General features: G+C 70.1%; 11 protein-coding genes. 5 read left to right on the top strand and 6 right to left on the bottom strand.

Annotated elements, in window-relative coordinates:
* The first annotated feature begins 179 nt into the window (after window positions 1-179).
* Window positions 180-2,714 carry a RelA/SpoT family protein gene (locus AQJ84_RS25235; protein WP_030038526.1) on the top strand — a complete coding sequence of 845 codons (2,535 nt, stop codon included), beginning with the start codon at window positions 180-182 and terminating at the stop codon, window positions 2,712-2,714.
* 79 nt (window positions 2,715-2,793) lie between these two features.
* Here the strand turns inward: AQJ84_RS25235 and AQJ84_RS25230 are convergent, their stop codons facing one another.
* The gene (locus AQJ84_RS25230; RefSeq protein ID WP_030038527.1) at window positions 2,794-4,023 is read right to left on the bottom strand and encodes a DUF349 domain-containing protein; all 1,230 of its coding nucleotides are present in this window, start codon (window positions 4,021-4,023) and stop codon (window positions 2,794-2,796) included.
* 135 nt (window positions 4,024-4,158) lie between these two features.
* Window positions 4,159-4,977, bottom strand: a complete 819-nt coding sequence (locus AQJ84_RS25225) for a peptidylprolyl isomerase (protein WP_030038528.1) — start codon at window positions 4,975-4,977, stop codon at window positions 4,159-4,161.
* 181 nt (window positions 4,978-5,158) lie between these two features.
* On the opposite strand from AQJ84_RS25225, the gene AQJ84_RS25220 reads away from it, so the two are divergent.
* Window positions 5,159-5,872, top strand: coding sequence for an MBL fold metallo-hydrolase (locus AQJ84_RS25220; RefSeq protein ID WP_053192382.1), 714 nt, complete (start codon window positions 5,159-5,161; stop codon window positions 5,870-5,872).
* Window positions 5,873-5,883: 11 nt separating this feature from the next.
* On the top strand, window positions 5,884-7,146 hold the full coding sequence (gene hisS, locus AQJ84_RS25215; RefSeq protein WP_030038529.1) for a histidine--tRNA ligase: 1,263 nt from the start codon (window positions 5,884-5,886) through the stop codon (window positions 7,144-7,146).
* A 61-nt stretch (window positions 7,147-7,207) separates the two neighbouring features.
* On the opposite strand, the gene AQJ84_RS25210 is transcribed toward hisS, so the two are convergent.
* Genes AQJ84_RS25210 through AQJ84_RS25195 form a run of 4 tightly spaced genes read right to left on the bottom strand, consistent with a single transcriptional unit; the run spans window position 7,208 to window position 10,744 of the window.
* Window positions 7,208-7,834, bottom strand: a complete 627-nt coding sequence (locus AQJ84_RS25210) for a response regulator (RefSeq protein WP_030038530.1) — start codon at window positions 7,832-7,834, stop codon at window positions 7,208-7,210.
* Window positions 7,831-9,039 carry a sensor histidine kinase gene (locus AQJ84_RS25205; RefSeq protein ID WP_037802278.1) on the bottom strand — a complete coding sequence of 403 codons (1,209 nt, stop codon included), beginning with the start codon at window positions 9,037-9,039 and terminating at the stop codon, window positions 7,831-7,833. The genes AQJ84_RS25210 and AQJ84_RS25205 overlap by 4 nt, the downstream gene beginning before the upstream one ends.
* Complete coding sequence (locus tag AQJ84_RS25200; protein WP_030038532.1) at window positions 9,036-9,881, bottom strand: ABC transporter permease; 846 nt, start codon at window positions 9,879-9,881, stop codon at window positions 9,036-9,038. The genes AQJ84_RS25205 and AQJ84_RS25200 overlap by 4 nt, the downstream gene beginning before the upstream one ends.
* On the bottom strand, window positions 9,878-10,744 hold the full coding sequence (locus tag AQJ84_RS25195; protein WP_030038533.1) for an ABC transporter ATP-binding protein: 867 nt from the start codon (window positions 10,742-10,744) through the stop codon (window positions 9,878-9,880). Before AQJ84_RS25195 ends, AQJ84_RS25200 begins: the two co-directional genes overlap by 4 nt.
* A gap of 145 nt (window positions 10,745-10,889) precedes the next feature.
* On the opposite strand from AQJ84_RS25195, the gene AQJ84_RS25190 reads away from it, so the two are divergent.
* Both AQJ84_RS25190 and AQJ84_RS25185 read left to right on the top strand, forming a co-directional pair.
* Window positions 10,890-11,546, top strand: coding sequence for a vitamin K epoxide reductase family protein (locus AQJ84_RS25190; RefSeq protein WP_030038534.1), 657 nt, complete (start codon window positions 10,890-10,892; stop codon window positions 11,544-11,546).
* A 68-nt stretch (window positions 11,547-11,614) separates the two neighbouring features.
* Window positions 11,615-12,970: a replication-associated recombination protein A gene (locus AQJ84_RS25185; RefSeq protein ID WP_030038535.1), complete on the top strand. Its 1,356-nt coding sequence runs from the start codon at window positions 11,615-11,617 to the stop codon at window positions 12,968-12,970.
* Window positions 12,971-13,149 lie beyond the last annotated feature (179 nt).

Genomic DNA, 13,149 nt, shown 5'->3' with positions numbered 1-13,149 from the left:
CGTGTGCCACCCGCAGGACACCGCGGAGGCGGGCCCCGGAGGAATCCGGCGCCCGCCTCTCGCGTTTCACCGGTAGACGGTCCTCACATCGGCCTGAAGGCGATCCTGGGACGCAGGATCGCTACCATGGGGTCTCCGGAGCCTGACCGGGGGACCCGGATCGCGCACGAGGAGTCCTCTTGCCAGACGAGGCCCAACACCTGACCGCCGCCAAGCCCGACTCCGCCTCGGGCCCCGTGGCCAAGCCCGCGCCGACGAACTCGCCCCAGGCGAAGAACGACACCCGCGGGCCGGTCGAGCACGCCCAGTCGGCGCCCGTCGACAAGTCGGAAGAGCAGACGCGCCCCAAGCCGGCCCCGCCCCAGGGCCCCACGGACACCCCCGCGGCCCGGCCGAACACCGGTCAGCCCGCGCGCACCGGCTCCTCCAACCGTGTCCGGGCACGCCTCGCCCGTCTCGGCGTCCAGCGCTCCAACCCGTACAACCCGGTCCTGGAGCCGTTGCTGCGGATAGTCCGAAGCAACGACCCGAAGATCGAGACGGCCACGCTGCGCCAGATCGAGAAGGCCTACCAGGTCGCCGAACGCTGGCACCGCGGCCAGAAGCGCAAGAGCGGCGACCCGTACATCACGCATCCGCTCGCGGTGACCACCATCCTCGCCGAGCTGGGCATGGACCCGGCCACGCTGATGGCGGGCCTGCTGCACGACACCGTCGAGGACACCGAGTACGGCCTGGACCAGCTCCGCCGCGACTTCGGCGACTCCGTCGCCCTGCTCGTGGACGGCGTCACCAAGCTGGACAAGGTCAAGTTCGGCGAGGCGGCGCAGGCCGAGACCGTGCGCAAGATGGTCGTGGCGATGGCCAAGGACCCGCGTGTCCTGGTCATCAAGCTCGCCGACCGCCTGCACAACATGCGCACCATGCGCTACCTCAAGCGCGAGAAGCAGGAGAAGAAGGCGCGCGAGACCCTGGAGATCTACGCGCCGCTCGCCCACCGCCTGGGCATGAACACCATCAAGTGGGAGCTGGAGGACCTCGCCTTCGCGATCCTCTACCCCAAGATGTACGACGAGATCGTCCGGCTGGTGGCCGAGAGGGCACCCAAGCGTGACGAGTACCTGGCCATAGTGACCGACGAGGTCCAGGCCGACCTGCGCGCGGCCCGCATCAAGGCGACCGTCACCGGCCGCCCGAAGCACTACTACAGCGTCTACCAGAAGATGATCGTCCGCGGCCGGGACTTCGCGGAGATCTACGACCTGGTCGGCATCCGCGTCCTGGTGGACACCGTCCGCGACTGCTACGCGGCCCTGGGCACCGTCCACGCCCGCTGGAACCCGGTTCCGGGGCGGTTCAAGGACTACATCGCGATGCCCAAGTTCAACATGTACCAGTCGCTGCACACGACGGTCATCGGGCCCAACGGCAAGCCGGTCGAGCTCCAGATCCGGACGTTCGACATGCACCGCCGCGCCGAGTACGGCATCGCCGCGCACTGGAAGTACAAGCAGGAGGCCGTCGCCGGTGCCTCCAAGGTGCGCTCGGACCAGCCGAGGACCACCGGCAAGGACGACCACCTCAACGACATGGCGTGGCTGCGCCAGCTCCTCGACTGGCAGAAGGAGACCGAGGACCCGGGCGAGTTCCTGGAGTCCCTGCGCTTCGACCTGTCGCGCAACGAGGTCTTCGTCTTCACTCCCAAGGGCGACGTGATAGCGCTGCCGGCCGGCGCCACCCCCGTCGACTTCTCCTACGCGGTGCACACCGAGGTGGGTCACCGCACCATAGGAGCCCGTGTCAACGGTCGGCTCGTACCGCTGGAGTCGACCCTGGACAACGGCGACCTGGTGGAGGTCTTCACCTCCAAGGCGGCCGGTGCCGGACCGTCCCGGGACTGGCTGAACTTCGTCAAGTCGCCCCGCGCCCGCAACAAGATCCGCGCGTGGTTCTCCAAGGAGCGCCGCGACGAGGCGATCGAGCAGGGCAAGGACGCCATCGTCCGCGCGATGCGCAAGCAGAACCTGCCGATCCAGCGCATCCTGACCGGTGACTCCCTCGTGACGCTCGCCCACGAGATGCGCTACCCGGACATCTCCGCGCTGTACGCCGCGATCGGCGAGGGACACGTCTCCGCGCAGAACGTCGTGCAGAAGCTCGTCCAGGCGCTCGGCGGCGAGGAGGCCGCCACCGAGGAGATCGACGAGTCGGTCCCGCCGTCCCGCGGGCGCGGGCGCAAGCGCCGCTCCAACGCCGACCCGGGCGTCGTCGTCAAGGGCGTCGACGACGTGTGGGTCAAGCTGGCCCGCTGCTGTACGCCCGTGCCCGGCGACCCGATCATGGGCTTCGTCACCCGCGGCAGTGGCGTATCGGTTCACCGCAACGACTGCGTAAACGTCGACTCACTGTCCCGTGAGCCCGAGCGCATCCTCGAGGTCGAGTGGGCGCCCACCCAGTCCTCGGTCTTCCTGGTCGCCATCCAGGTCGAGGCCCTGGACCGCTCCCGGCTCCTGTCGGACGTCACCCGCGTCCTGTCCGACCAGCACGTCAACATCCTCTCCGCGGCCGTGCAGACCTCCCGCGACCGGGTGGCCACCTCCCGCTTCACCTTCGAGATGGGTGACCCGAAGCACCTCGGGCACGTCCTGAAGGCGGTCAGGGGAGTCGAGGGCGTCTACGACGTGTACCGGGTGACGTCGGCCCGCAGCCGGTAGGAGGCACGCACAGACGAGAGGGCTCCCGCACCGGCAAGTGCGGGAGCCCTCTCGTCTCGTCCTTTCGAGGGGCTCGGCGTCAGCCGCCGAACTCCTGGAGCCCCTTCAGAGCCTGGTCCAGCAGTGCCTGCCGGCCTTCCAGCTCGCGCTCGAGCTTGTCGGCCCTGGCGTTGTTGCCCTGGGCGCGCGCCTGCTCGATCTGGCCCTTCAGCTTGTCGACCGCGCCCTGGAGCTGACCGGTCAGGCCCTCGGCACGCGCGCGTGCCTCCGGGTTCGTCCGGCGCCACTCGCTCTCCTCGGCCTCCTGGAGAGCCCGCTCGACCGCGTGCATCCGGCCCTCGACCTTCGGCCGCGCGTCGCGCGGCACATGGCCGATGGCCTCCCAGCGCTCGTTGATCGAGCGGAAGGCGGCCCGCGCGCCCTTCAGGTCGCCGATCGGCAGGAGCTTCTCGGCCTCCTCGGCCAGCTCCTCCTTCAGCTTCAGGTTCTCGGTCTGCTCGGCGTCCCGCTCGGCGAAGACCGAGCTGCGGGCGGCGAAGAACACGTCCTGGGCACCGCGGAAGCGGTTCCAGAGGTCGTCCTCGTGCTCGCGCTGGGCGCGGCCCGCGGCCTTCCACTCGGCCATCAGCTCGCGGTAGCGCGCGGCCGTGGGACCCCAGTCCGTCGAGCCGGACAGCGCCTCGGCCTCACCGACCAGCCGCTCCTTCGTCTTGCGGGCCTCCTCGCGCTGCGCGTCCAGCGACGCGAAGTGGGCCTTGCGACGCTTGGAGAACGCCGAGCGGGCGTGCGAGAAGCGGTGCCACAGCTCGTCGTCCGACTTGCGGTCGAGGCGCGGCAGCCCCTTCCAGGTGTCCACCAGGGCGCGCAGCCGCTCACCGGCCGCCCGCCACTGGTCCGACTGCGCGAGCTCCTCCGCCTCGGTGACCAGCGCCTCCTTGGCGTGGCGCGCCTCGTCGGACTGCTTCGCCCGCTGCTGCTTGCGCTCCTCGCGGCGCTTGTCGACCGTCTCCACGAGCCTGTCCAGCCGGCCCCGGAGGGCGTCCAGGTCGCCGACCACGTGGTGCGCGTCGACCTGCTCGCGGATGTGGTCGATGGCAGCCTGCGCGTCCTTCGCCGACAGGTCGGTGGTCTTCACCCGCTTCTCGAGGAGGCCGATCTCGACAACCAGGCCTTCGTACTTGCGCTCGAAGTAGGCCAACGCCTCCTCAGGGGAGCCGGCCTGCCAGGAACCGACGACCTGCTCGCCGTCGGCCGTACGCACGTACACGGTCCCCGTCTCGTCGACGCGGCCCCACGGGTCGCTGCTCACAGCGCCTCCTCCACATGATGCCTGCGAGGGGCCTCAGCACCCCCGAGCATCGTCCACAGTTTCGTCACGGCCAACATAGGCGACCGGCGGGTTGCCTGTCCGCATCCCGCGCGACCGAAATTTCGCAGTTGGGGGTCAGGATTTGGTGACCGTCGCCTTGTTGATCACGACCGTCGCGTTCGGCGCTCCGTCGCCCGCTCCGGTGCTCTCTCCGGCGGCGGCGATCTTCTTCATCACCTTCATGCCGGCCTCCGAGATGGTGCCGAACGGTGTGTAGCTGGGCGGCAACTGGCTGTCCTGGTAGACCAGGAAGAACTGGCTGCCGCCGGTGTTGGCCTGGCCGGTGTTGGCCATCGCGACCGTGCCCGCCGGATAGATGTTGCCCTTCAGGCTTTTGTCCTTCAGGTTCTCGTCCGGGATCGTGTAGCCGGGACCGCCGCTGCCGGAGCCCGTGGGGTCGCCGCACTGCAGCACGTAGATGCCGTTGGTGGTGAGCCGGTGGCACTTGGTGTGGTCGAAGTAGCCCTTGCCGGCGAGGAAGTTGAACGAGTTCACGGTGTGCGGAGCCGCCGACGTCTTCATCGCGACGTCTATCTCACCGCACGTGGTGGCCAGCTTCAGCGTGTACTTCGCCGACTTGTCGATGGTGACCGCCGGCTCCTTCTTCCAGGTCGCCGTCTTGACCTTGCCGGCGGCGGCCTTCTCGCACGGGTCCGGCGCCTTGCTGGTCGGCTCCGCGCTCGGGGTCGTCTCGGCGCTCGCGTTGGTCTTGTCGTCGTTCTTGAGGGCCCCGGTCGTGTACAGCGCCACGCTGCCGATCACGATCACGCCGAGTACCGACGCGATCACCGAGTTGCGCATGCGCGCCTTGCGCCGCGCGGCCGTACGCCGCTGCTGCTGCCGCAAGAACTTCTCCCGCGCGAGCTGCCGCTTCCGCTGTTCCTGGGTGACCACCGGGGTTCTCTCCTCATGCGTCTCGTACGCCAACTGGGACGCGTGCGTCTAGTGAGCCGACCGCGTGCGTGTGCCCCGTACCGTATATGGGTTCGCTGAGGAATCGGCAGCGCCGGTAGGCTCTGACCACAGGCGCAGTCGCCGAGCAGCCCACCCGTATCGACACAAACGAAGGACGATCGTGCTCATTGCCGGGTTCCCCGCCGGGGCCTGGGGGACGAACTGTTATCTCGTCGCCCCCGCCGCCGGTGAGGAGTGCGTGATCATCGACCCCGGCCACCAGGCCGCCGAGGGAGTCGAGGAAGCGCTGAGGAAGCATCGGCTCAAGCCCGTCGCCGTCGTCCTGACGCACGGCCACCTCGACCACGTGGCCTCGGTCGTCCCGGTGTGCGGCGCACACGACGTGCCGGCCTGGATCCACCCCGAGGACCGCTACATGATGGCGGACCCGGAGAAGGCGCTCGGCCGTTCCATCGGCATGCCTCTCCTGGGTGAACTGACCGTGGGGGAACCTGACGACGTCAGGGAGCTGACCGACGGCGCGAAGCTGGGGCTGGCGGGACTGGAGTTCTCCGTCGCGCACGCGCCGGGCCATACCAAGGGGTCGGTGACCTTCCAGATGCCCGAGACGACCGACATCCCGTCGGTCTTCTTCTCCGGGGATCTGCTCTTCGCCGGCTCCATCGGACGCACCGACCTGCCCGGCGGTGACATGGCCGAGATGCTCGACTCGCTGGCCCGCGTGTGCCTGCCGCTCGACGACTCGACCGTGGTGCTGTCGGGCCACGGCTCCCAGACGACCATCGGCCAGGAGCGCGCCACCAACCCGTATCTGCGGCAGGTGGCCGCCGGCCAGGGAACGGGTGTGGACACCCCTCCCCGACGAGGAATGTGACGAGACCTTCCGTGAGCACCTTCAAGGCCCCCAAGGGCACGTACGACCTGATCCCGCCGGACAGCGCCAGGTACCTGGCGGTCCGTGAGGCGATCGCCGCGCCCCTGCGCAACTCCGGCTACGGCTACATCGAGACGCCCGGATTCGAGAGCGTCGAACTGTTCGCGCGCGGTGTCGGTGAGTCGACCGACATCGTCACCAAGGAGATGTACGCCTTCGAGACCAAGGGCGGCGACAGGCTGGCCCTGCGCCCCGAAGGCACGGCGTCCGTCCTGCGCGCCGCCCTGGAGGCCAACCTGCACAAGGCGGGCAACCTCCCGGTGAAGCTCTGGTACTCCGGCTCGTACTACCGCTACGAGCGCCCTCAGAAGGGCCGTTACCGCCACTTCTCCCAGGTCGGCGCCGAGGCGATCGGCGCGGAGGACCCGGCGCTGGACGCCGAGCTGATCATCCTCGCCGACCAGGCGTACCGCTCGCTGGGCCTCAGGAACTTCCGCATCCTCCTGAACAGCCTCGGCGACAAGGAGTGCCGCCCCGTCTACCGGGCCGCCCTGCAGGACTTCCTGCGCGGTCTGGACCTCGACGAGGAGACGCTGCGCCGCGCGGACATCAACCCGCTGCGCGTCCTGGACGACAAGCGTCCCGACGTCCAGAAGCAGCTCACCGACGCCCCGCTCCTGCGCGACTACCTCTGCGACGCCTGCAAGGCGTACCACGAGGAGGTGCGCGAGCTGATCACGGCCGCGGGCGTCGCCTTCGAGGACGACGCCAAGCTGGTGCGCGGCCTGGACTACTACACCCGGACGACCTTCGAGTTCGTCCACGACGGTCTGGGCTCCCAGTCCGCGGTGGGCGGCGGCGGCCGCTACGACGGTCTGTCCGAGATGATCGGCGGCCCCGCGCTGCCGTCCGTGGGCTGGGCGCTGGGCGTCGACCGCACGGTGCTGGCGCTGGAGGCGGAGGGTGTCGAGCTCGAACTCCCCGCCACCACCAGCGTGTTCGCGGTACCGCTCGGCGAGGAGGCCCGGCGGATCCTGTTCGCGAAGGTCACCGAGCTGCGCAAGGTGGGGATCGCGGCGGACTTCTCCTACGGCGCCAAGGGACTCAAGGGCGCCATGAAGAACGCCAACCGCAGCGGCGCCCGCTACACGATCGTCGCCGGCGAGCGGGACCTCGCCGAGGGCGTCGTCCAGCTCAAGGACATGGAGTCCGGGGAGCAGACGGCCGTCGGCGTCAACGAGATCGTGGCGGAGCTCGAGGCGAGGCTGGGCTAGGGGGTTCCCCCCCCGGGACGACCCAGGCGCCGGAGGCCTTTCAGGGCACCCGGCGCCCGGGTCACTGGTCGAGCAGGCCGTGGCGCATCGCGCTCGTCACCGCCGCCGTCCGGTCGTCCACCCCCAACTTGCCGAAGGCCCGCAGCAGATGGGTCTTCACGGTCGACTCCCCGATGAACAGCCGGCGGCCGATCTCCGCGTTGGTGCAGCCCTCCGCCACCAGCCGCAGAACCGCCGTCTCGCGCTCCGAGAGCCGTGGGCGTTCCGGCCTCGTCCGCAGCTGGTCCACCAGCCGCGCGGCCACCGACGGCGCCAGCACGGTCTCGCCCCGCGCCGCGGCCCGTACCGCCTCCGCCAGTTCGCCGCGCGGCAGGTCCTTCAGCAGGTAGCCCGCCGCTCCCGCCTCCACCGCCCGCAGGATGTCCCGGTCCGTCTCGTACGTCGTCAGGACGATCACCCGGCACGACAGCCCGGACTCGGTCATCCGCACGATGGAGTCCACGCCACCGCCCCCCGGCATCCGCAGGTCCATCAGCACGATGTCGGGCCGCAACTCGGCGGCCAGCGCCTCCGCCTGCGGCCCGCTCGACGCGTCGGCGACCACCTCCAGGTCCGCTTCCGCGCTCAGCATCGCCCGCAGTCCCTCCCGTACGACGGGATGGTCGTCGGCCAGGATGATCCGGATCACGATGAACTCCTCGGGCACGGAACGGGCAGGTGGACGGTCACCGTCGTGCCGTCACCGGGGGCACTGCGCACCCGGGCCGTCCCGCCTACCTCGGTGACCCGGGCCCGCATCCCCGCCAGACCGTAGCCGCCGGCGCCGGCGGCTGCCGGATCGAAGCCGCGCCCGTCGTCACGTACGGACACGGTGAGCGTGTCGTCGCCGTACCGCACGGTGATGCCGACCGCTGCCGAACCTCCCGCGTGCTTACGGGTGTTCGCCAGCGCCTCCTGGCAGGCGCGCAGGGCCACCACCTCCGCACCGGCGGGCAGCGGGCGTACCGGGCCGGTGACCTCCAGCGCCGCCTCGTGGCGGGCGGCCAGTCTGCGCAACGCGTCCGGCAGGGAGGCGCCGTCCAGGTCGGCGGGCGCGCCCCCGGCGACCAGGGCACGGGCCTCGGCGAGGTTCAGGCGGGCCGTCTCGTCCATCAGGGCCAGATGCCGACGGGCCTCGGGCACGTCGTGGTCGAGCTCGGCCTCGACGGCCTGGATCAGCATCAGCAGGCTGGTGAAGCCCTGCGCGAACGTGTCGTGGATCTCCCGGGCCATCCGCTCCCGCTCGGCGAGGGCGCCGTGCGCGGCCGACAGCCGGGAGACCTCGTGACGGCTCGCGTCCAGTTCCGCGATCAGCTCGGCCCGCTCCTGGCTCTGCTCGATGATCCGGATCACCCAGGTACCGACGGCGACCGAGAAGACGAGGGTGACCACGGCGAACAGCCCGTTGAAGAAGACGTCCTGGTCGCTCGGCCACCACAGCACGGCCCAGCCGACGACCGGCGCGAGATTGATGACCGCCACCGCCAGCAGCGCCCGCCGTATCCGCAGCGACATGAAGCACTGGGGGACCAGCGCGAACGTCATCAACCGGGTCTCGCCCACCAGGATCGCCGACGGCAGGAACAGCGCCATGGCCGCCACCAGGTAGCCGAGCGCCTGCCGTTCCTCGGGCGGATCGCCTCGCAGGATGGGCCGGCCCACCCACACGAACAGAGGGATCAGCGGGACGAGCAGCGCCGCCGCGGTGAGGCGGACCGGCCACCCCGGGTTGTCCGTGCCGAGCACGAACACCAGCGTGGCCAGCCAGATGAGCGCGAAGTACGTGTCCCAGATCCGGAACGACCGCGCCCAGCTGTAGGCGCCGACGACGTCGTCCGGCTCGGGACCCGTCACCCCTCGCGCCGGTTCTTCCACCGGAAGGTCAGCAGACACAGCAGCAATCCTCCGACGCACCACGCCGTGAGCACCAGGGCGATCCGCCCGAACTCCCAGTCACCGGCCTGTTCCAGTACCTGCGCTGACTCCGGCAGGAACACCCCGCGCAGACCCTGGCACATCCACTTCAGCGGGAACAGCGCGCCGATGTTCAGCATCCAGTCGGGGATGGTGTCGATCGCGATGTACACCCCGGAGATGAACTGCAGCACCAGGAACGGCAGGACGACCACCGAGCTCGCGCTCTTGCCGGTCTTCGGCAGTGAGCTGACCGCGATGCCGAGCAACGCACACGCCGTCAGCCCGAGGACGAAGATCCAGGCGAAGGCGAACCAGCGTCCCGCGCTCGACGGAAGGTCGATGTCGTAGAAGGTGGTGCCGACGAGCAGCAGGATCGCCGTCTCCAGCAGGCCGCTGACCAGAACCAGCCAGATCTTGCCGAGGAAGTACGACGCCGGCGGCATCGGCGTCCCGCGCAGCCGGCGCAACACCTTCTCGTCCCGCTCGATCGCGATCGAGATGCCGAGGGACTGGAAACTCGTCGACATGATGCCGGCGGCCATCATCGCCGGGACGTACAGCTGCGAGGCGTTGATGCCCGCGCCCCGCACGTCGTCGCGGAAGATCGACGCGAACAGGAACAGGAACACCACCGGGAAGGCGAAGGTGAACACCACCTGGTCGCGCTGCCGGAAGAACTGCCTGAGCTCCAGCACGCCCCGCTCCAGGCCGATGCCCCAGGCACCGGGCAACCGGTCGGCGAGGGCGTCCGACCGGGGCCGTACGCCGGTCGTGGTCATCGCGCGTCCTCCTGTCCGGTCAGCCGGAGGTAGACGTCCTCCAGCGTGGGGCGGGTCACCCGCAGCCCCGGGATCTCGCCGTCGAAGCGGCGCATGAGCTCCGCGACCGCCCTGGTCGGCTCGTCGGTGTGCGCCGTGCGCCCGGTGCCGTCCGGCTCGGTCCAGGCGACGGTGGCGCCCGTGCCGTACCGCTCCCGCAGGCCGGCCGGTTCCCCCTCGGCGACGACCCGCCCCCTGGCGACGACCGCCAGCCGGTCGGCGAGCGCCTCCGCCTCCTCCAGGTAGTGCGTGGTCAGCACGATGGTCGTGCCCTCGGCGGACAGCTTGCGGATGAGATCCCAGAACCGGCGGCGGGCCGCCGGGTCGAAACCGGTCGTCGGCTCGTCCAGGAGCAGCAGCTCGGGGCAGCCGATCACGCCGAGCGCCACGTCGAGCCTCCGGCGCTGGCCACCGGAGAGCGCCTTGATCCGGCTGCCCGCCTTGGCCTCCAGACCGACCAGATGGATCACCTCCTCCGGGTCCCGCGGCCTCGGGTAGTACCGGGCGAAATGCCGTACGGTCTCGCGGACCGTCAACTCCGCGGGCGCGGATTCGTCCTGCCAGACGATTCCGACACGTGAGCGCCACGCGCGCGTGCCGTGTGCCGGATCCGCCCCCAGCACGGAAACCTCGCCCGCGTCCCGGGCCCGGTTGCCCTGGAGGATCTCCACCGTCGTGCTCTTGCCCGCCCCGTTGGGTCCCAGCAGGCCGAACACCTCGCCCCTGCGGATACCGAGGTCGACGCCGTCGACCGCGGTCACGTCGCCGTACCGCTTGCGCAGCCCCCGTACGACCACCGCGAGTTCGTTCGCGTGTGTTGTCATGTCGAACAGGCTCGTCCGGAATCGAACGCTCAGGGACGACCAGGTGTCCTTGCTTATGTCCACCGAACGGTGGACAGGCGGGTGCGTACGGCACAATGACCCCTGTCCGGGGAAGGTCCAACTCTCAAGTGACGGAATCGGCGTGATGAGCAAGACGACGGTCAAAGACGTCTCCACCGAACCCGAGCCGGAGCGCGCCGAGGCAGCGCCGCGGACGGTGGGCGGCAGCCGGGCGTTCGCACTGCTGTTGGTGATCACCGGTGCGGCGGGTCTGCTCGCCGCGTGGGTCATCACGATCGACAAGTTCAAGCTGCTCGAGGCCAAGGTCGAGGGCACGTCCTTCACACCCGGCTGCAGCCTGAACCCCGTCGTCTCCTGCGGCAGCGTCATGGAGAGCGACCAGGCCTCCGCCTTCGGCTTCCCGAACCCGATGCTCGGCCTCGTCGCCTACGGCATCGTCATCGGCGTCGGCATGAGCCTGCTCGCCCGGGCCCGCTTCCCGCGCTGGTACTGGCTCACCTTCAACTTCGGCACGCTCTTCGGTGTGGCGTTCTGCACCTGGCTGCAGTTCCAGTCCCTGTACCGGATCAACGCGCTGTGCCTGTGGTGCTCCCTGGCCTGGGTCGCCACGATCCTGATGTTCTGGTACGTGACGTCGTTCAACGTCCGCAACGACCTGCTGCCCGCCCCGCGCTGGCTGAAGAGCTTCTTCGGCGAGTTCACCTGGGTCATGCCGGTCCTGCACATCGGCATCATCGGCATGCTGATCCTCACCCGCTGGTGGGACTTCTGGACCAGCTGACGGCCCCGGGCCCCGGGCCGTCAGGCGGCCCCGGCCGGATTGTCAGTGCGGTGACATAGGGTTTTCGTGTGGAGCCCGACCTGTTCACCGCCGCAGCAGAAGAACGCCAGGAGAAGGACCCGTCCAGCAGCCCCCTGGCGGTTCGGATGCGCCCGCGCACCCTCGACGAGGTGGTGGGCCAGCAGCACCTGCTGAAGCCGGGCTCCCCGCTGCGCAGACTCGTCGGCGAGGGCTCGGGCGGCCCCGCCGGACCCTCGTCGGTGATCCTCTGGGGCCCACCCGGCACCGGCAAGACCACCCTGGCGTACGTCGTCTCCAAGGCCACCAACAAGCGCTTCGTGGAGCTCTCGGCGATCACCGCCGGCGTCAAGGAGGTCCGCGCGGTCATCGACGGCGCCCGTCGCGCCACCGGCGGATTCGGCAAGGAGACCGTCCTCTTCCTCGACGAGATCCACCGCTTCAGCAAGGCCCAGCAGGACTCCCTGCTCCCGGCCGTCGAGAACCGCTGGGTGACCCTGATCGCCGCGACCACCGAGAACCCGTACTTCTCGGTGATCTCCCCGCTGCTGTCCCGCTCCCTCCTGCTCACCCTCGAACCCCTCACCGACGACGACCTGCGCGGTCTCGTCCGGCGCGCGCTGACCGACGAGCGTGGTCTCAGGAGAGCCGTCACCCTCCCCGAGGACACCGAGAACCACCTGCTGCGCATCGCCGGCGGCGACGCCCGCCGCGCCCTGACCGCTCTGGAGGCCGCCGTCGGAGCCGCCCTCGACAAGGGCGAGACGGAGCTCGGCCTCCAGACGCTGGAGGAGACCGTCGACCGGGCGGCCGTGAAGTACGACCGCGACGGCGACCAGCACTACGACGTGGCCAGCGCCCTGATCAAGTCGATCCGCGGCTCCGACGTCGACGCCGCCCTGCACTACCTGGCCCGCATGATCGAGGCGGGCGAGGACCCCCGTTTCATCGCCCGGCGCCTGATGATCTCCGCCAGCGAGGACATCGGCCTCGCCGATCCGAACGCCCTGCCGATCGCGGTCGCCGCCGCCCAGGCCGTCGCCATGATCGGTTTCCCCGAGGCCGCCCTCACCCTCAGCCACGCCACCATCGCCCTCGCCCTGGCCCCCAAGTCCAACGCCGCGACCACCGCGATCGGCGCCGCCCTGGACGACGTACGCAAGGGACTGGCCGGGCCGGTGCCCGCGCATCTGCGTGACGGGCACTACAAGGGGGCCGCCAAGCTCGGTCACGCGCAGGGGTACGTGTATCCGCACGACCTGCCGGAGGGCATCGCCTCCCAGCAGTACGCCCCGGACGAGATCCACGAGCGCGAGTACTACACCCCGACCCGGCACGGCGCCGAGGCGCGCTACGCCGACGCGGTCGAGTGGACCAGGAAGCGCCTCGGTCGAAAGCGGTCCTGAGCACCCTGTAGAATCGCCCGCAGTGCTGAGTCCCGTGCAGTCAGAACGGGACAACCAGCCGGAGCACCGGTCCCTCGTGGACCGACTCCAGGAGCGTCGCGCACCGTCGATCGGTGTCGCGGGCAGCCCACCACCACCCGAGGTTCCGGGACGGTCGGTGGGCCACTCGCGTGCTGCAC

Origin of the sequence: Streptomyces resistomycificus, from assembly GCF_001514265.1 — a bacterium.
Taxonomy (GTDB): domain Bacteria; phylum Actinomycetota; class Actinomycetes; order Streptomycetales; family Streptomycetaceae; genus Streptomyces; species Streptomyces resistomycificus.
Note: the sequence above shows the minus strand (reverse complement) of the source record. Positions and strands in the feature narration are given on the sequence as shown.

Excerpts from the sequence above, each read along its gene's own strand:
- AQJ84_RS25200 (WP_030038532.1), bottom strand. The coding sequence starts at position 9,881 with ATGACCACGACCGGCGTACGGCCCCGGTCGGACGCCCTCGCCGACCGG.
- AQJ84_RS25195 (WP_030038533.1), bottom strand. The coding sequence starts at position 10,744 with ATGACAACACACGCGAACGAACTCGCGGTGGTCGTACGGGGGCTGCGC.
- AQJ84_RS25190 (WP_030038534.1), top strand. The coding sequence starts at position 10,890 with ATGAGCAAGACGACGGTCAAAGACGTCTCCACCGAACCCGAGCCGGAG.